Raw genomic sequence first — 18,480 nt, forward strand, 5'->3', positions numbered from 1 at the left:
AGATTTTTTTTACAGTTGTTTTAGTTGCCTGCAATTGCTTGCTTACTCCACCACACAGGAGTTTTCATGGTATTTGGGCCCATTCTACCGATTGCTTCCTGCACATTATTGGAGTTTGTAGCCAATGTTGTGGTTGGATAGGCAAATCTGGTCGGCAATATATAATCATTGTATATTGCCCCATCACCGATTGTTAATTCTGGAAAACCAGTGCGACGGTATTCATGATAAGCCTCCATGCCAATCCAAAATAAGGCGAGGTACTTTTGGTTGCCTATCAATTCTGCCTTATTGGTTGCCTTGTCCCACGATGCCAAATCTGACTGCAATAACTCAGTGATATCCGCTTCACTAATCACCACAGCAGTTTCACTGAACTGTCCATATGCTCCCCATTTTTCAACGGATGCCTTGACAGCGTTTTCATAAAACTGTTTTGCCTGTGTATCACCTCCAGCAATCCATCCTTTTAAAGCCGCTTCTGCCAAAATAAATTGTATTTCTGCAAAATCCATAAAGGTTCCCGGAGCATCCACTCTTGCCAGAACGGCAGTATTTAACCAAGAGCTTCCACGATCGGCATCACTCTGATTTTGCTCAGAAACGCCTGCGATCGTGCCTTTCCACAGATTGTTTGGATTTGTGCTTAAACTTGGGTTTTTCTTGCCAATAATTGGTAATCTCGGATCAACAAATACTTGCTCATCGTTGATCCCCTTTAATACCGTCATTTTTATTAGTTGTTCCGTCAGTTTTCTACCAGAGCTGGTAAAAGTACCTTCATTGGTATCCGCAAATTGACTTCGATAAGGATCATTACCTGAAAATATGACCGTGGCATTATCAGCATTTGAGGTGAAAATCGGGTATACTGAAGGACTGTTTATGACCTCACTTATTTTTGCTTGGGCATTCATTTCAGGACGTCCACTAACGCGCATCAGCAAACGTAAGTACAGGGAATTATTAAATTTTCGCCATTTGTCCATAGATCCTCCGTACATACCATCCAATGCGGGTTTCACAAATACAGGATTGGTGGCATAAATGTCATTAGCGGTATTTAAATCGGCAAACATCTGTTCATAAACTTCTTTCTGCGATTCAAACTGGGGTTTTGTGGTTCCATTCGGTTTTCTCGCCGTAAAAGCTTCTGAATAAGGAACATCACCAAACATGTCTGTGAGATTGGACATATATAGAACCTTTAAGGTCATACTTATAGCCTCCAAAGAGCGGTCCTTTTGATCGATACTCAAATCGTACATATGAGTAACATTATTTCCATAACGGCTGTAGGCATTCCAAACACTTTGCCAGTTGGCATCACTTATAAAGTAGCGATGTTCTTGACGCGTGGTCCCTCCGGTAAATGCTGTAAACTGGACAAGTTCATTATTCCAGTACCAGGTATAATTAAGCCAAAAATTAGCGCCATTATACAATAAGGGTTCAAACATTCCACTCGCTTTGATCTGACCAACATTGGTGGTATTTGGATTTGTATTTGTTTCTTCAAAATCATTTGTGCACGCTGTAATAACTGTAAAAAATGCAATTATTAAAATATTTATTTTGTTCATATCACAATTTTTTTAAATTATTAGAATGAAAAGTTAACATCAAAACCAAAGGTTCGGGTCATTGGGAAAGACATTGATTCTATACCTTTATAGATATCAGATCCATTGAGCATACCGGTTTCTGGGTCATACTGTGGAAAATCAGTAATCGTAAATACATTGGTAGCATAGACCCCAAAAGTCATATCGGTAAGAAAACCAGATTTATCCATGATTTTCTGTGGCATTTTATAATTCAAACGTAATTCTTTCAATTTCAGATAGGAGTTACTGAAGGTATTGGATTCCGCGTTATTTCGGTTCCATATATAAGAATTATAATAGGTTTGAATGTCCTTGGTCACGTTTGTATTCTTTTGATAAGTGGTAGTACCGTCGGCATTTTTAACGACGTTCACACCATCATGAACAAGACCGTCATTCCTGCCCTCCAATGAATTTTTCAACTTACCTTGGTAAGAAAGTGCGAAATTGGTTACGGAAAAGGTATTGCCCCCCATTTGTCCGGCAAACGCCGCCGACAAGGTCAGGTTTTTGTACCTAAAACGTTGCACCATTCCCCCTCTCCAATCAGGATTTACACTGCCTAGTTTTCTATCTGGTGCTTCATCTAACATTGGATAGCCATCAGCATTGACCAAATGCATGCCTGAAGCGTCAATCTCTAAACCATTTTCATCGGTATAAGTTGAACCTTCTGGCGCCCTTTGAAAGCCGCGACCATAAATTTGGTGCATCTCTTGGCCTAAATAAGAATAAACATATACTCTACCCCCAACGGTCGTTCCCATATCAGTTTGAAGTGGTTCTTGTGGGTCCCAACCCTCTTGCAAACTCACAAGTCTGTTTTTGTTGGTTGACCAATTCACATCAAATGACCATTCAAAATTTTGAGTTCGGATAGGAACCAAATTAAGGGAGATTTCAAGACCTTCGTTTGTAATCTCTCCGGCATTTATTTTCAATCCTGTAGCGCCAGTGATTTGGTCAACATCTACAGAAACAATTTGATTTGTTGTAGATGAATAATATTTGGTGATATCAAAACCGATTCGATTTTTGAAAAGTTTTGCTTCCACACCAAACTCCCAACTTTCTACGTTTTCTGGCTGAATCAATGGATCTGGGATTGTACCGGGTAAAGTATAGCCCCCAGGATAAGAAGAATTCCCGTAATATTGATCCAATGAATATGGAGAGGTATCATTACCCACATTAGCCCAGGACACGCGTAATTTTGTAAAATCAACCCACGGCACATTCGCTTTAAAATCGAAGATTTCATTAGCCAAAACACTGGCAGCAACAGACGGGTAAAAGAACGACCAGTTATCCTTAGATAATGTACTGGACCAATCGTTACGGCCAGTAATATCCAAATAATACGTATTGTCCCAGCTTAATGAAGCTAAGCCATAAATACTATTGACAATTTTGTTGCTTCTATAATTATAAGGGTCCGGAATAACGCCAGTAGGAAGGTTGGTGGTATGGTAAATGTTTTCTTCCCCTATTTGATTCAATGTAATCTTGCTATTGTAATACTCGTTAATTCTATTGTTGGCACCTACCATTGTTAAAAGTCCAAAGCGTCCCTCGGCAAGCTCATTGTTAGTGTATTTCAACATCATGGAGTTGTTGTTCTCGATAACCCGTACCGTTTGCTCTCTATAAAACCCATTTTGATAATCTGCCGTATAATATGGTCGTTGTTGGGTCCTAAATTCGTCGGACCAATCCAATCCAGAGCCCACTTGTAATTCCAGACCTTTCATCAAGTCAAAGGTGAAATCGATATTTCCAAAAACACGGTTCTTTTTCTGGGCATTTAACTCTTCATAAAGGGTTCGATAGGGGTTGAATCCGCTTGTAGATGGATATACCAAACCTTGACCATTTTCTCCCTGTGCAAACCAATTGGTATAATTATACCGTCCTTGAAAATACTCTTCCTTCCAATCATTGATGCTGTTCACATTAAATCCCCAAGTGAGGGCATACATCGGGTTATTTTCATTGTATCCTCCACCAGGCATGTTATCACTTTCTTTTATGTAATAGTTAACTTTGGCGTTCAATTTTATTTTTTCAGTCACCGCGGTATTGAACGATAGAGAAACAGATTTTCTATTAAAGCCGGTATTTGGCAATATCCATTCATTTTTGAAATCGGTAATGGAGAACCTGGTAGATGTGCCTTTTCCGTTGCTACCACTTAAACTTACGGTATTACTGGTGGTAAGTCCTGTCTTAAATAAACCGGTATACCAATCATCCTGGTAAACAAAAGGTAATTTCGTAAACTCTCCTGTATCCCAGTTTTTTGAGGCATATAAATAACGCATTTTTTCAGGATCAAATTTTTCACCAAAAGTATACCTTGAATAACGTCTAGGAACGCCAACACCGTCTTGGGTCATTTCAGGCCTAAGTTCCCACAATGAAAATTCATTTTCACCCAAGTCAGATCCATTTCCATATTCTGTTTGAAAATCGGGAAAGTAGCCTGCCTTTTCGAAAGTTACCGAAGAGCTAATGGTTACGCCAAGACCTTTATTTTTAAGACCAGATTTCGTGGTGATCAAAATAGCACCGTTGGCAGCCCTAGAGCCATAAAGCGCAGCCGCTGCTGGCCCTTTCAACACGGACACCGAAGCGATATCGTTAGGGTTAATATCACTAACCCCATTCCCGAAATCGATGGGCGCATCTCCCTGGGCGTAATTACTTACGCCCCTTGTCGCAGTGGCGCCAGAGGTTATCGGAACCCCGTCCACTACAAAAAGGGCTTCATTATTGCCGTAATTTAAGGACTGATCCCCCCTTAGAGTCACTCTAATCGATCCACTCGGACCTGTTCCGGCCTGATCCATATTCAATCCAGCCACCTTACCAGACATCCCGTTTAACCAGTTGCCCGATACAGATTTTGTAAGGTCTTCTCCTTCTACTTTTGAAATGGAATACCCTAAAGATTTTTCCTCTCGAGAAATGTTTAAGGCAGTTACCACAACTTCATCTAAAGCACTGGCGTCCTCTTGCATAACAATCTCTAAAAAAGAGCCGGATTTAGCGATGACTTCTTGGGTCACAAATCCTATATAAGAAAATACTAAGACAACTTCGCCTTTAGCGGTTTTCAAACTGAACTTGCCGTCAAAATCAGAAACAACACCTTGGGTTGTCCCCTTAATCATGACGGTAGCTCCTAATAGCGGACTTCCGTCTCCGTAAACAGTACCGGTTATGTTTTGACCTTGCATGTGCGACACCCAAAGAAATAACATTACTATACTACACAATTGAGTAATTTTTTTCATACGTTTTTTAATTATTAAAATTCAAAAATAGAGGGTTAAAGTGGTTTCAATGTTAAACAAACATTATGTCTCGGACTGTAACATTTTGATGGTGTTAAAATATTTCTTCTCATTTATAAATGTGTTTTTACTTTTTATTTAATAAATAAACACAACTTTAAAAACGTATTGGCATGTATCAAAAGGTTTCGTTTTGTGTTTTATAGTTCAATAATAGACAAAAATCATTAATCTCACAAGCAAATGAAACTAAAAAAAAGAATATGTAACCATCAGAATGTTTTATTTACATTATATTTACTTCGGAAAAAGCCGTATTAGTATTGTTATGTTCAGAAAGTTATAATTATATATGAAAGCGAAAGAAATGTTTTTTTCCTAGTTTAAATTATTTAGAATTTATAAAAGGTTTTAAAAATCTCTACCTTATTTTTTTTAAAACCTCAACGTATTATCCCTACATTTATGAGGATCATCCGTTTAATAATAATTATTAGTTTAAGTCGTGATCTTTAATTGTATAAAAAATGATAGAGCCTGTAGAAAAATACTTGAATCCAATGAAAAGACATCAGACCATATTAGAAAAATTGACCAAGGAGAAGCACCTTGAGGTATTGGATCTATGTGACATATTAAATGTTTCAGCAGTCACCATCCGAAAGGATTTAAGATTATTAGAAAAAAAAGGGCTATTGTTTAGAACGCACGGCGGAGCTTCACTAGAGAACCCCTACATCAACGAGCGGGCTATAGTAGTCAAGGAAAAAATATCTGTAGAAGAAAAAAACGGCATTGCGCAGTGTGCAGCTCAACTCATTGATGAAAACGATTCTATAATGATAGCCTCTGGCACCACGGTTCAGGCATTATCAAAATTTATAAAACCTAAAAACAAACTTACTGTTATTACCTCTTCGCTTTATGTGGTGATGCAGCTCATAAACGATAAAAACATTGAAATTCTCCAACTTGGAGGCTACGTTAGGCACAGTTCCGGTTCCGTTATAGGTTCCTATGCCGAATATATATTGGGAAATATTTCCTGTAGCAAACTTTTTATTGGTGTAGACGGCATTCATTTAGACTATGGTCTGTCCACCACAAATTTGGAGGAAGCCCAATTGAATCGGAAAATGCTGGCCTCTGCACAAAAAATAATTGTTTTGGCCGATTCTTCCAAAATCGGAAAAAAAAGCTTCGCGAAAATATGCGATTTTGATCAAATTCATGAACTCATTACGGATAATGGCATATCGGCAATTATTAAGAAGAAAATTGAAAAAAAAGGAATAAAAGTGACGATTGCATAATCAAAACAATGGCATTCAATCGGAACATATCGAAACAATAGCGCTACCATCACATTAATTATAAATGACTTTAAATATTAATCAGAAGCACATACTCTATCGGTAATCTTTTTCAGAAAAATGGGTGCGATTGCATCCTTAAAACATAAAATTGAAGATCGAGGAAATTCAAGAAGTTAAAAGTAGTAAACTAAGAAATGTCCAGAAGTTTAAATTCCCAAGCAATGAAAATTAATATAATAGCTCTTTTATTATTTTTAAGCAGTGCCAACCTATTTGCAATTCAGGTAGACACGCTTATAATCAACAGCAAATCGATGAGCAAGTCTATTCCTAATATCGTCATTTTGCCCACTAATTACTCAACGCAACAAGAAGGTTTCCCTGTGGTATACCTGCTTCATGGCGCCGGTGGAGATTATAAAAACTGGCTCACAAAGGTACCGGAACTTGAAGAATATGCGGACAGATTCAACATGATTATCGTGTGTCCTGATGGCGGTTCCACGAGCTGGTATATAGACAGTCCGATTGATCAAACCATGAAATACGAAACTTATATTTCCAAAGAGCTTATTGAAGCTGTAGATACAAAATACAATACAGTTAAAGAAAGATCAAAACGTGCCATTTCAGGATTAAGTATGGGTGGCCATGGCGCATTTTACCTCAGTTTTAAACATCAGGATATTTACGGAGCAGCAGGGAGCATGAGTGGAGGATTGGATTTCCGCCCTTTTCCCCATAAGTGGGAATTGTCTAAGCGCTTAGGGAACTATTCTGAGAATAAAGATAATTGGGAAGAACACACAGTAATGAATATGGTGTATTTATTGACAGATGATCACTTGAAATTAATAATGGATTGTGGGGTTGACGATTTCTTTTACGATGGAAATAAAAGATTTCATAAAAAATTGCTCGAAAGAAATATTCCGCATGATTATATTGAACGCCCCGGAAAACACAATTGGAATTACTGGCCAAATGCCATTAAATATCAATTATTATTCTTTAATGACTTTTTTGAATTTGCATCTTCTGATTAGATTCGCTGACAATTTTGTCCAATAGAGCATGATTGTTTTATTTATTACTATAGGAATCATATTCATTGGCAATAGATTTCCCTACAATTCATATTTGAAAAATCAATCACGCTAGTCTTACCCCCTCTTATCCACACTAGACGCCTCAAATCCCACAAAATTAAAGAGCTCCCCTCATTCGTGAATGGACACGCTCACCGTAACGTTCCGGGATTTCTGCGGCGTTGAGGTTGGTGGTGCAGTGGGCTGTTGGCACAGGTTATAAATTATTGCTAACGCTGAAAAGTTAAGGTGTGATTAGGGCTTTTTATTGTTAGTAAAATGCTGGATAATATTTAGTATAAAAAACGGAGGGTAGAAAATAAGCGTTATCGTTTCAGTTTATTGCTTAGCTAAATATAAATATTTTGCTTTTATTTTTTCTTCGATAAATGTTAAGTTTTATATTTAACGGACTTTGTTACTATGTATAGACCTTTCAGTTTAGCAAAAATGCTCTATGTTTTTTTATACAGTGCTAACTACTGCCTTTTTTAAAAACTATAGTTAAATTGATATTTTATTGCATATAGTCTTGGCTGAAATTATGGCTCCTTCCATATATCCAGAATATTCTGATGATGATTCTGTGCCTGAGAAAAAAATAGTGTTATCCAGATAACTTTTCATAAATATTGGATGGCCATTATTTTGATGTGGACGGTGAATTATTTGATTTTCGCCTGAGACAAATTCATCTGTCCAAACTTTATCGAAATAAGAAATGGGATTTGAGGCTTCAGCGCCTAAAAGTTTTTCTAATTGTTTTAAGACAAGTTCTTTTCTAACTTCCTTAGAATAAGATGTTGAACCACTACTTAAGAATCCTGTAAAACCAAATTTATTTTTTTCGTAATTTGTGTGGTCATGCATTTCAGTAACAATACCTGAATGGCTAAACAACATTCCAGAATAGCCTTTATTTCGCCAAAAAGGCACTGCATATTCTAATACAAATTTAACACTACCAGCCATCCATGTTTGAACGGTTGGTAAAATCTGTAAAACATTATCAGGTAATTTAGGTTCAAACGTAAGTTGAGAACTTACCAATTGTGGTGGTAAGCATAAAATCACTTTGTCAGCATATAGTTTTTGTTCATTAGCAGTTTCTAATAACAACCCCTTTCCAAATTTTCTAATTATCTTAACTCTGGTATTTAGTTTGATGTTTGTTAGGTCTGCGTTTAAATTTAGAGAGTCAATTAATGCTTGTGACCCACCCGATATCCTGTATGATGGTTCTTGAGATTCAGGAACATTGAATACTTGTGGCGGTTCGAATGAGGTTGTTTGAAATAATGATTTGCCTTTGGAGTATTGTGGGTATTTTGTCAGTCCCAATTCATCTAATAAAGCATTTAGGTTGGTGTGCAAGCCTGAAAACCATGTAGCTCCTAACTCCATGGGGGTGCCTAATCTTCCTGGAACCGTTTGTATTCTGCCGCCTAGACGTGATGACGCTTCTAAAATTGTTGATTCAATGTTCTTTTTTGATAATAAATATGCTAACGTTAATCCGCTTAGTCCACCTCCAATAATTATTATTTCTTCTTTTTTTATCATTTATTAGTTTCTGACTAACGTATTCTATTTGATAGTTTATTAGGTATTTAAAAAGCCTATATCCTTATTAGTCAAACCAAATTTATCGATTTGTTTCTGAATACGCTTTAGCAATCCCATTTTTCTTTTTTGGTCCAAGAACAAGTATCCTTCGGGATTTATATAGGGCACGCCCTTGACAACCATGTTCCAAATGATCACCGCAAACTTTCGTGCTGTTGCACTAATGGCCGATACGCGACCCTTTCTAAAGTTGACACGATGGAAGAAGTCGCGCAACGGGGTTGAGTCTGTTAAGTTGCCTATGGCATTGGCGGCATTGCGTAAAGCAATCTTTAACCGGTTGCTACCTTTGGGCACTTTGCTGGACAGTACCTTGCCTCCGCTTACTTTATTGTTCAATGCCAATCGCAACCAGGGACTATTACTTTTTAAGTGTTTAGTTCTCGCATCCCATTGATCCATAGGAGCTTTTCGTTTTAGACTTAAGTTGACGCGTTTGCCATTTACGGAAATACGAACATAAAGTTCGGCTTGATCATTTTCTGCACGGGAAGAGTTTATCCAAAATAGGATAGAAAATGTTTTTGAAATTGCCATAGTTGTATGTCTTAACGATTAAACTTTGCTAGACAAGAGTCAAATCAACTATGCTTTAATTTTAACAATTCGGTCAACAGTGTTACCACGTTTTTTTGTTGACCGAATTGTTCACCAAATATATCAAGTATAATGAAAAAGCCTATAAAACCATAGGTTTTACAGGCTTTTGATGTTATTTGCAATAACACCTAGTGACCACGAAGGGATTCAAACCCTTTGTGCCAAGCCTTGATTTTATTGATCTTTACGATTATGTTCTCTGATTACTAACCGAATAGCTACCTTTTTCCTTAATCGCACTTACTATTATTTGACTTCAATCTTAATGTAAAGATATCATTCAATCTTCTAAAAACAAAGTTAAAACTTATAAACTGACTCCAAAGGACTGGCTTAATAGCAGTTTAAATTTCAATTGTCCGAACCATATAAAGCAAGTGTGCCTAAATATTTTTTTAAATTTAATACATATTAATCAAGACAAAAAGGTATCGTTGCAATTTAAAGAGGCTGACCATAATGCTTCTTTTTTGTTGTATGAAGATTACTCACATAGCCAGAAATTGGCTTGGTCCTTTTACGCTCTAATTCACGACCTTTCTCAACAAAATTTCGCGCGGCCAGTTTCCAATCTTTAATTTTAAGGCCCCTACTTAATGTCCAATCCCTCTCTTGGTAATACTCATAATATTTTTTTCCTTCATCAGCAGTCCAGTTATTTGTTTTAAAAAAAAGTAAAACTTCCAAAATATTAAATGGCTTTGCCTGCCCTGCCAGTTTGTTTTTGTTTATATATGTTTTTTGTTTATAAGAAGGTACCATATTTTGGACTGGTTCTGGAACCCTCTTAGCCAATTTTTGGCGTGGTTGGGTATAAAAAATGGCCATCCTGATTACCGATCCTCTCCTGGGATCATAGGAAGGATAATATTGTAAATACCCCCATTCATGTAAATCTCTCAGGATATTATGATAGGTTGTTTTTGATTTGATTTTTGCCCTTTCCATGGTCAATTCCCTATTGATGGTAATCGTGTTCTTAAAAAACTCCCGATTCCAGATATAAAAGAATGCCAGGTACAAAGTGATGTGTCCCTGTTTTATCCGAGGATCATTATTGAAGTGCTCAAGGGCTTGGTTGAGTTGGGTGATGTAATTTACTTTTTCCATTATTTCCGGGTGTTATTGATTACTGAATCTTTTTCGCGGTAACGGACCTGCCCCATCGCCTCGTTCCTATTTTTTTCTAGGATCAGTTTCTTTTCGACAGGCTCAGTCTGTTCAAATAGTGATGACAACATTGCAACGGTAGGCAAAGTCTGACCTTTTTCGATGGCTCTAATTATTGCTATAATTGCGTTCATCCGTTTCTTTAAATTGGCTTCTATGGTCCTCCCGGTGGGGCCCAATTTTTCCTTTGGTGAGATTTCATTATAAAAGAAAAAATCAAGAATAGCTTCCATAGTTTCCGTATGGGTCTTGAAGTTTTTTTTTGAAAATTCCTGAAAACGTTTGGCAGTTTTCCTTTTGAACCTGATGGTTATGAATGAATCCATTTTATTTCGCTTTTTTGTGTGTTTGACGTAAATCCATCCCTATTTACAGACTGTTTGGGGGCATTTGACGCAAATCGAAGAAGCTTATATAAACCATTAAATCCCAATAGACTCATATTCAATGATTTATACGCGAAAAGGAATATGTAACGTGGCTCTGCCCGTTACCCTCTTGCTATTCCTTTTCGTCCCGATACCTCGGGACAAAACTTCATACAATCTGGCTTTAAAAGCCAATTGCCCATAAGGAAATTTATAATTTCCAAAATGCAAAATTAAGATGGATACAGTTATCAGCGAAAGTCAATAATGGATAACTATATAAAATTATGTATGCTGAAAGTCAGCGAAATAAAGATACATTATTTTCACCAAACTGAATAAATTAATTCTAAAACACTGTCAAACATTTAAAAGCTGGCTTGCCAATGTTGGAAAACAACTAGTTCCTGCGCCTTATACTTAAAACCCTAAACTTTGGTATTGGATATAGCCCAAATCTTTTAAGGAAGTATTTTTTTTATAATGGAGTATTGATGGGAAAGGGCTGAATCAGGTTTGAAATTCAAGTAATTGATCCAAGTAAAGTTAAAAGATAAAAATGAAACTGCGTTTAGTTTAATATTTTTTTTAAGGTAGTATTATATGCGTTAAACTTTTCCAAATTACTTGACCTAAGCTTTGTGAGATTCTGAATTTTCCATTGTACAGCAGGAAATCTCTCAAAATCGTAGATACTCCAATCAGGAGTCAAGTTGTTAAAACCCAATAAAAAGCTCTTGTCCTTAGCTGTTAAATTTTGACGAACGGTCTCAATCAATTCCTTCCTAACATTCTCAAAATCATTATAGGTAAAAGATTCGGAGCTCATACCTTCAAACTGATTGACCATTGCCGCTTTTTGGTCAATTAAGTTGGGTTCAAACATTTCATTTAAGGGTCTGCTGCTACTCAAAAGAAGCAATATGAAGCCTTTCTTAATATCTTCCGTAAATCCTTCGTTTTCCAATAAATATTTTACATCAAAGATATCTCTTGGATGTTGACGATCAAGAGCAGCACAAATTTTACCACCATATAATTGTCCCATTGACACTACCTGAATTACACAAAACGCATCAAATTCTTCTTGAGCTTTATTGCATAATTTCAATTCAACAACTCCATCCAATAAACCTCTATTTATTTGACTTACTTCCAATTTTATCTGTGCCCTAGCTGTTGTAACCTGCAATTTTAAAATCTTCTCCATTACTGTAATTTCTGCATTAGGTAAGATTTTTTCAAGATTTACTTTAATGCTTGACAAAGCTGTTACGATTTTTCGAAGTGATGTTTCCCGATCTTCTATTGGGATATAGGTTAAGTCAATATCTACCGACAATCGAGGCATATCCCTAATAAAGAGATTAATTGCAGTGCCTCCGTGAAGTGCAAAGCATGTCTCTTTGGCTACCTCTGGCAACACTTGTAATAATAAGGCAACTTGATTATTATAGCTATTCATATTCTGCCAGTGCTTTGGGAACAGTGATAGCGTATTTGGCTATATAAACGCCATCTTTTACTAAAGACCGCTTCCCTTTTCCTATATCTATTTTTTCTGCATCCATATACTTGAACCAATCGTGATTTGATTTTTCGCCCATATATAAAAAAAGTCGTTTCACTTTTATAGAGGTGCATTGCTTTAAAAGATCGTAAACCTGATTTGGTCTAAGGTTATTAAGTCCCTGCATAATTTCATAACACTCTACAAGGTCTTGTTTTTTTGGCGCCAGATACAAACATTCCATTAACGCTCTTATAGGGTTCGATATTTTCAAACTAAAGTTGCCACGCTCTAAATCCTGTAATCCTACTTTTGCTGGCAAAAAGGATGTACTAAAGTAATTCACTTTTACACCCCAATCGTAATTAGTGAACCACGCAGGGAGTTTTTCTTTACTGCCACCGAACACTATAACTTGCTGTGCTGATAATTCTAAATAATGTGCTTTCCCTAATAAAGAAAGGGCTGTTTTGCCTCCCAAATGGATACTCTGATCACATTGTTGTTGCAATGCATATATTGCGCCTTCGTATCCGGGTTCTTCTCCCACTCGCATCCAGGCCCCTGTTCCGATGGAATAAAGCCAATTACTTTTCTTATAGCGATTGAGTAATTGTGTGGAAAACCCATTTTCAGTTAACCACGAGCTGAGATAGACAACCCCTGAAGGCTGAGAATTAAGTAAACGGTTTATTTTTTGTTCTTTTTCCAAACTATTAGTTTCTATTTTCAATATTTTATAAACCAATGAAAGCAAATAAAAAGTTTAATTTACTTCAAATATACAAACTATTAGTTTGTATAAACTTGTTTTTTTAAACTATCACAAAATATCATGGAAAAGAAAAAGATGAAGTTTAAATAAACATCGAGTTTCTACTGTTATGATTGGTTTCAAACCCTACTTTTCAAGTGATTTACTTATTATATCCTGAGCGTTTTCCTTTTTTTTATCGCTAAATTAGAGTTTAACTTTGGTCGTAACCACCTATTAAAAACAACAAGAGAAACATAGTTGTCCGTCAACATTTCTTCATACTTCCCATAGTGCCTATCGCTGTTACCTTTCGACTACATAAACCAAAATTTAGATCGAGTAAGGACTTATAAAAGGGAGGCACGATCGGTTATGCAGTCCGTCTCGAGCTAAATTTTAAACTTTGTTGAGAAAATGGAATAGTGAGCTCTTGGCCAAGCGGACGCTATTCCAAAGTTGACCAAATGGTTAATCTCGAGAAATAATGCACATATTATTAAGACCTATTTATACGGTAAATCCGTAAACTTTGGAATTGGGTCCAAGATTTTTTAATGAAGCGCTTTGCCCGTAATGGAGCTTTTCGCGGAATGGAGCGGCAATGGGCTGAGTGACATATCTGCTTACGCTCGACTCAGATTAAGAGCTATATTTACTATCCCACTTTTTAAGATCACCCCTCAATACATAATCGCAAAAAAAAGAAATCATCTCATTTTTAGTTAATGAGATGATTTCTTTGTTTATTTCTTGGATTCAGCAATCGAGACTTTACGGAATTCCTTTAATAATTTTTCCAAGGCTAATGACGATTGTCTTGCTCTTGTTCCTGCTGCTTTGTTTCCACTTTCTAGTTGCAATTTAGCATCATTTTCAAATGACTCAAAAGTGTTTTGCATGTTTTCAATAAGTTCTTTCATAAGATTTAAATTTCATTTAAAAGGCGAAAATATAGTTATTCGTTGTAAACACACCTATCATTAACATAAAAACGCGACTACAAGGCGCCACTTTAAAGGTTTCCCTTATATTTTTCAAACTTTTTTCGTAAACTAATCTTAACTGATAGCCGAAGTTCTACTTAGGCTTTTGACTACTTAAACGATTTCTTAGCGGGATTAAAGTAGAGGGAACTTAAAAGATGGAAATGCCGTTGGCTTGCTTCCTGATCTTCCCAGCACGGAGAAGACAAAAGGAATGGAAATCGGGAATTGTGTCTATGACTTTTTAGGGAAGCTCTTTTCTCGGAATGAAGCTTTTCCTGCCCCTTTTGGCAGACTGGCGCGGAATGTAGGAGAATGTGCTTCCTGTGTTATTTTAACGGATTCATCTCGTTTTGCCTAAGTTAAGCGGACGCTACCTCAAAGTTGGAGGTTGCAATGGGGTTTGATCGCTTCCCGACTTTTTTCGGGAAGTGGACAAGTGGAATGGAAATCATAGACTTTGGAGCTGGATCCAAGACTTTCCAGGAGAACTCATTTTATTATAATTGATAACATAATAAGATTGTAGTCTGTAACATCGGCTTGTTTGAAGTCGAACAATTAACATTCTTCACAAATAACAGTTAATCACAAATACTTAGCTTATAATGAAAACTTAAAAGTAATTAAAAATTGAGATGGCCTTAACTTATAAAAATTTTCGCTACTAAAAAATTGACCGTTAAAAGCACTTATATAGTTTTTTGTATTAAGTACATTATTCCAAGCAATCTTAGTATCAAGGTTGTATTTGTTAACGGTAAATTGGTAGCTGAAATTTAAAAAATAGTTGTTATTCTTGCTTGTCCCGATGTTATTGTAATAATGCTCGGCATCAATATTCAAAAACTGATGGTCGCTTAAGTAAAAAAATGTTGCTATCGAACTTTCCAAATTCTTTATTGCGCTAAACTGATCGTTTGTAGATTGTAATCTTGCAACGGTAAGCCTCGAACTTGCGCCGATACCAAACCATTTTGCGATTTCAGATTTTACATCGACGTCATAACGCTGGTCTGTGCTTTTAAATGATCCAAATGTACCGTTAACAATCTGAGGTCTTTCAGAAAACGAGAACCTGCTATTTAGTGTTAAAGTTGTTTTGGTCTTGCTAAAATATTTGCTGACATTAAAATTGACACTTTGAGCCGTAACTTCATTATCTCTTTCAATGCTCTCTATTATTAATGAGCCATTATCTGCAATAGAACTATTATAAAGTAGGTTGTTCTCATTTTTGGTAAGACCAAATGTTGCGGTAGCAAATAAAGCCTTTAATGCGTTTCTGTATTTAATACTTAGAGAAGACGCATAATTGGTTTGCTCGCCCAAAGTAGAATTATATCGCACTAAACTTAAATAGTTTTTCAGCATGTAGCCATCAAACAAATTGTCAATCTCGCCATATCTGTTTTCAATATTACCTCTGACACTTGCTTCCCAATAGGGCGATAGTTTTTTTGTAATCGTTAAATCTGGCTCAAAATTTAATCGCCTTAGCGTTTGTTGCTGGCTCGAAATTTTATGGTCTGTTTTAAAATAACGCAGGTACAAAGGAGATTTTAAAACAATTGTCCATCTGTCTTTCTTAAAATTTAAATGATTGGTAATAAACAGGTTTGGGTTGGCTAATTGCAGGTCATTTTGGTAATCTCCATCAATTTGTGTTTGATTGCCATCGAAAGTTTTTTGTAAATCTGATGTCAATTTTTGATGTTTATATGCCAGTCCAGCCTTTGGCGATATGGTAAAAGCACCGAGTTTTTTTGTAAAACCGACGGTATTCTCTGTAAAAAAAGTAGATAATCTTGTGCCTTGCCTATTGCTTTCATAGTCCTGCCCATCGTTTAGTATTTCTTCAAACTGTCCTGGCAAAACGGTCAGCTCTTGCTCAGTATCGGTATAGCCACTACTGGAGTCAAATGTTATTAATTGCTTGCCTATGGGTTTTATTATTTTAAGTTTATTGGTCAGCAATAGGTATGGGTTTGAGAGTTGCTGAGAAACATCTAAATTATCATTGATGATGGTTCCTCTTTGACTATCCCAAAATGTATTAGCAACAAATGTATTTAGCAAATAACTTTTTGACTGGTTTCTTTCAATGGTAAACTTAGAATTTAACGAATTCAAAAATAGTATGTTATCTATGTTTTCGCCATAATTTATGGTGTCATTTTGAGTTATATAAGTTGTGTTCCTACTGCCATGATCCATACGGGAACCATTTAGATAAGACAGGTTTATTTTAAGGTCTGTGGCATTTTTTATGCGATACAGATAATTGATATTGGCAAGGTGGTCATTGTTATCCAACCATCTTGCACCTAAAAATGGAGGCTGGGAAAGTTGCCGTAAAGACAAAATGTTTTTTCTTACAGCATCAAAACCGGTCGTTAAATTATCTGAAGTAGAAAAATCGTTATTGCTACGTGAAAGGTCATTACCAGTATTATTATATTGATAACTTACTAAAGCCTGACTTCTTTTTGTGAATACTAACGGCGTAATATTCGTCTTAAATAAAACAGGGCTAAATCCACCGCCAATCTCAGCAGAACCGGTTACAGAAACATTGTTTTTCAACTTAATATTCAAGGATGTCTTATCTGAAAAAACTAAACTATCCAACACTTTAATAGGCTGATGGTTTTCCAAAATCTGAACCTTGCTTACATCATCAGCCGATATATTATCATTAGCCAAATTATAACGACCTTCTAGCAAATCCATACCTTCAATGTAGTATTTCTCGATCGCGTTTCCCATATATAATATTTGACCGTTGCTCAGGACCTCAATACCAGGCATTTTTTTTAGAACATCTGCAATAGTCCTGTCTTTTTGGTCTTTAAATGCAGAAACGGAATAACTTAAAGTATCGCCCTTTTTTTCAATATTATAAGAGGTGACAACAACTTCTTTTAGCGCTTCAATAGATTCCTCTAAGGTTATGGATATATTTTGGGATGTGTTTGTGATCTTTTTATCAAACGTTTTATAGCCTAAGTGCAAAACACTAATAACCAAATTTAAAGCGTCGGTGCTAATAGCAACAGAAAAATGGCCATCAATATCTGCTGTGCCATAGCTTAAAATTGCATTTGAATGTTCGCTTTTTATGGTAACCACTGCGCCTGCCAATATATTTCCGGCAGTGTCCTTAACAGTGCCCGTAATTTTATTTTGCGAAAAGCCTTTCAGACCAAACATCAATAGGACAAGAAGCACTAAAAACTTAGTCTTTTTCAATAGGATTATTTTCTTTCTCCAACATCTCAGTAAAGGCTTTGATGTAAGCCTGATGTACTTCTGGAGTTATTTTTACATTTGGGTTATTTGCGTACGTAAAAGGGTCTTGTCTGTATCTATATTGGACTTCGAGAAGTTTTTCTTTAGTAGTTAAAACATACTGTTTCAGATTGATTGTAAAAGAGACAGGTGGCTCCAATTTTTCAAATGCATAAAGCGTAAAGCTATAGTGATTTTGAGTGTCCGAAATCTCAATGATCAACCCTGGAAGACCATTAAACTTAAAAGGCCCATCTGAAATTGGTATGTCTGTAGTGAACCAAGCTATATAATCTCTGCCAGAATATGTGGTGGTTGCTTTTTGAGCCGCGTATCCCTTAATGTCCTTAATTTCATCATGAATTTTCCAATCAAATAAATTTGAAGGTTGCTCATAATAAAAATAATCATCCACGATTTGTAAGGTATATGCCAAATAGTTTTCCTTAGGATTTTTTAATATTACAGCGGGAAAAGCCGTTATACTTTCATTAGAAGTAGAAGCAGTATTTCCTTTAACTACAACGCTGTTTTTAAAGAGCTTGGCTCTACTTGAAAATGAAGAAAAATCATCTCCCAAAAAGAGCACCATATATTCTGATTTTCCACTATCTAATTGGGTTGAATCTAAGGTGTATTGTAAACTATAAGTGACTTTATACTTAAAGTCTGTTTTGATTTTTTTTTGTGCAAAAACCGCAACATTAAAAATCAAAAAAAACAAGGAAAATACTTTTTTATTAGGCATTGCAAAACTTTGTTTAAATGTTTAATTGAAAAATGGTCATTTCATAAACTAATGACCGTTTAAAGTTAGGAAATTATTACGCACCATTGCAGGTTGCACCCAAACCACCGCAATTCATTG

General features: G+C 36.1%; 13 protein-coding genes. 2 read left to right on the forward strand and 11 right to left on the reverse strand.

Translation table 11 applies throughout. The annotated features are described in order from the left end of the window. Positions 1-20: 20 nt before the first annotated feature. On the reverse strand, positions 21-1,583 hold the full coding sequence (locus tag ESZ48_RS10020) for a SusD/RagB family nutrient-binding outer membrane lipoprotein (protein WP_129017290.1): 1,563 nt from the start codon (positions 1,581-1,583) through the stop codon (positions 21-23). A 20-nt stretch (positions 1,584-1,603) separates the two neighbouring features. Further along, the gene (locus tag ESZ48_RS10025; RefSeq protein WP_129017291.1) at positions 1,604-4,903 is read right to left on the reverse strand and encodes a SusC/RagA family TonB-linked outer membrane protein; all 3,300 of its coding nucleotides are present in this window, start codon (positions 4,901-4,903) and stop codon (positions 1,604-1,606) included. A 527-nt stretch (positions 4,904-5,430) separates the two neighbouring features. Here ESZ48_RS10025 and ESZ48_RS10030 point away from each other — a divergent pair. Next, positions 5,431-6,216: a DeoR/GlpR family DNA-binding transcription regulator gene (locus ESZ48_RS10030; protein WP_223266416.1), complete on the forward strand. Its 786-nt coding sequence runs from the start codon at positions 5,431-5,433 to the stop codon at positions 6,214-6,216. Positions 6,217-6,440: 224 nt separating this feature from the next. Further along, positions 6,441-7,265, forward strand: a complete 825-nt coding sequence (locus tag ESZ48_RS10035) for an alpha/beta hydrolase (RefSeq protein WP_129017292.1) — start codon at positions 6,441-6,443, stop codon at positions 7,263-7,265. A gap of 546 nt (positions 7,266-7,811) precedes the next feature. Here ESZ48_RS10035 and ESZ48_RS10045 read toward each other — a convergent pair. The 9 genes from ESZ48_RS10045 to ESZ48_RS10085 form a co-directional block, all read right to left on the reverse strand. Beyond that, the gene (locus ESZ48_RS10045; protein ID WP_129017293.1) at positions 7,812-8,870 is read right to left on the reverse strand and encodes a flavin monoamine oxidase family protein; all 1,059 of its coding nucleotides are present in this window, start codon (positions 8,868-8,870) and stop codon (positions 7,812-7,814) included. 39 nt (positions 8,871-8,909) lie between these two features. After that, positions 8,910-9,470, reverse strand: a complete 561-nt coding sequence (locus ESZ48_RS10050; RefSeq protein ID WP_129017294.1) for an Arm DNA-binding domain-containing protein — start codon at positions 9,468-9,470, stop codon at positions 8,910-8,912. A gap of 504 nt (positions 9,471-9,974) precedes the next feature. Continuing rightward, entirely contained in the window at positions 9,975-10,643 is a 669-nt protein-coding gene (locus tag ESZ48_RS10055) for a hypothetical protein (protein WP_129017295.1), read from the reverse strand. After that, positions 10,643-11,029, reverse strand: coding sequence for a BfmA/BtgA family mobilization protein (locus tag ESZ48_RS10060; RefSeq protein WP_190246234.1), 387 nt, complete (start codon positions 11,027-11,029; stop codon positions 10,643-10,645). The genes ESZ48_RS10055 and ESZ48_RS10060 overlap by 1 nt, the downstream gene beginning before the upstream one ends. Positions 11,030-11,642: 613 nt before the next feature. Then, on the reverse strand, positions 11,643-12,536 hold the full coding sequence (locus tag ESZ48_RS10065; RefSeq protein ID WP_129017297.1) for a nucleotidyl transferase AbiEii/AbiGii toxin family protein: 894 nt from the start codon (positions 12,534-12,536) through the stop codon (positions 11,643-11,645). Further along, on the reverse strand, positions 12,529-13,314 hold the full coding sequence (locus tag ESZ48_RS10070; protein ID WP_223266417.1) for a type IV toxin-antitoxin system AbiEi family antitoxin: 786 nt from the start codon (positions 13,312-13,314) through the stop codon (positions 12,529-12,531). The genes ESZ48_RS10065 and ESZ48_RS10070 overlap by 8 nt, the downstream gene beginning before the upstream one ends. Positions 13,315-14,081: 767 nt before the next feature. Further along, entirely contained in the window at positions 14,082-14,258 is a 177-nt protein-coding gene (locus ESZ48_RS10075; RefSeq protein ID WP_129017298.1) for a histone H1, read from the reverse strand. Positions 14,259-14,924: 666 nt separating this feature from the next. Continuing rightward, positions 14,925-17,573 (reverse strand): carboxypeptidase-like regulatory domain-containing protein, encoded by a 2,649-nt coding sequence (locus tag ESZ48_RS10080; RefSeq protein WP_129017299.1) that lies wholly within the window; start codon positions 17,571-17,573, stop codon positions 14,925-14,927. Beyond that, positions 17,560-18,360: a GLPGLI family protein gene (locus ESZ48_RS10085; RefSeq protein WP_129017300.1), complete on the reverse strand. Its 801-nt coding sequence runs from the start codon at positions 18,358-18,360 to the stop codon at positions 17,560-17,562. The genes ESZ48_RS10080 and ESZ48_RS10085 overlap by 14 nt, the downstream gene beginning before the upstream one ends. Positions 18,361-18,480: the final 120 nt, after the last annotated feature.

The organism is Gelidibacter gilvus, assembly GCF_004115975.1.
GTDB classification, from domain to species: domain Bacteria; phylum Bacteroidota; class Bacteroidia; order Flavobacteriales; family Flavobacteriaceae; genus Gelidibacter; species Gelidibacter gilvus.

Bases quoted from the DNA above. Each gene is read 5' to 3' on its own strand.
- ESZ48_RS10020 (WP_129017290.1), bottom strand. From the start codon at position 1,583: ATGAACAAAATAAATATTTTAATAATTGCATTTTTTACAGTTATTACA.
- ESZ48_RS10025 (WP_129017291.1), bottom strand. From the start codon at position 4,903: ATGAAAAAAATTACTCAATTGTGTAGTATAGTAATGTTATTTCTTTGG.
- ESZ48_RS10030 (WP_223266416.1), top strand. From the start codon at position 5,431: ATGATAGAGCCTGTAGAAAAATACTTGAATCCAATGAAAAGACATCAG.
- ESZ48_RS10035 (WP_129017292.1), top strand. From the start codon at position 6,441: ATGAAAATTAATATAATAGCTCTTTTATTATTTTTAAGCAGTGCCAAC.
- ESZ48_RS10045 (WP_129017293.1), bottom strand. From the start codon at position 8,870: ATGATAAAAAAAGAAGAAATAATAATTATTGGAGGTGGACTAAGCGGA.
- ESZ48_RS10050 (WP_129017294.1), bottom strand. From the start codon at position 9,470: ATGGCAATTTCAAAAACATTTTCTATCCTATTTTGGATAAACTCTTCC.
- ESZ48_RS10055 (WP_129017295.1), bottom strand. From the start codon at position 10,643: ATGGAAAAAGTAAATTACATCACCCAACTCAACCAAGCCCTTGAGCAC.
- ESZ48_RS10060 (WP_190246234.1), bottom strand. From the start codon at position 11,029: ATGGATTCATTCATAACCATCAGGTTCAAAAGGAAAACTGCCAAACGT.
- ESZ48_RS10065 (WP_129017297.1), bottom strand. From the start codon at position 12,536: ATGAATAGCTATAATAATCAAGTTGCCTTATTATTACAAGTGTTGCCA.
- ESZ48_RS10075 (WP_129017298.1), bottom strand. From the start codon at position 14,258: ATGAAAGAACTTATTGAAAACATGCAAAACACTTTTGAGTCATTTGAA.
- ESZ48_RS10085 (WP_129017300.1), bottom strand. From the start codon at position 18,360: ATGCCTAATAAAAAAGTATTTTCCTTGTTTTTTTTGATTTTTAATGTT.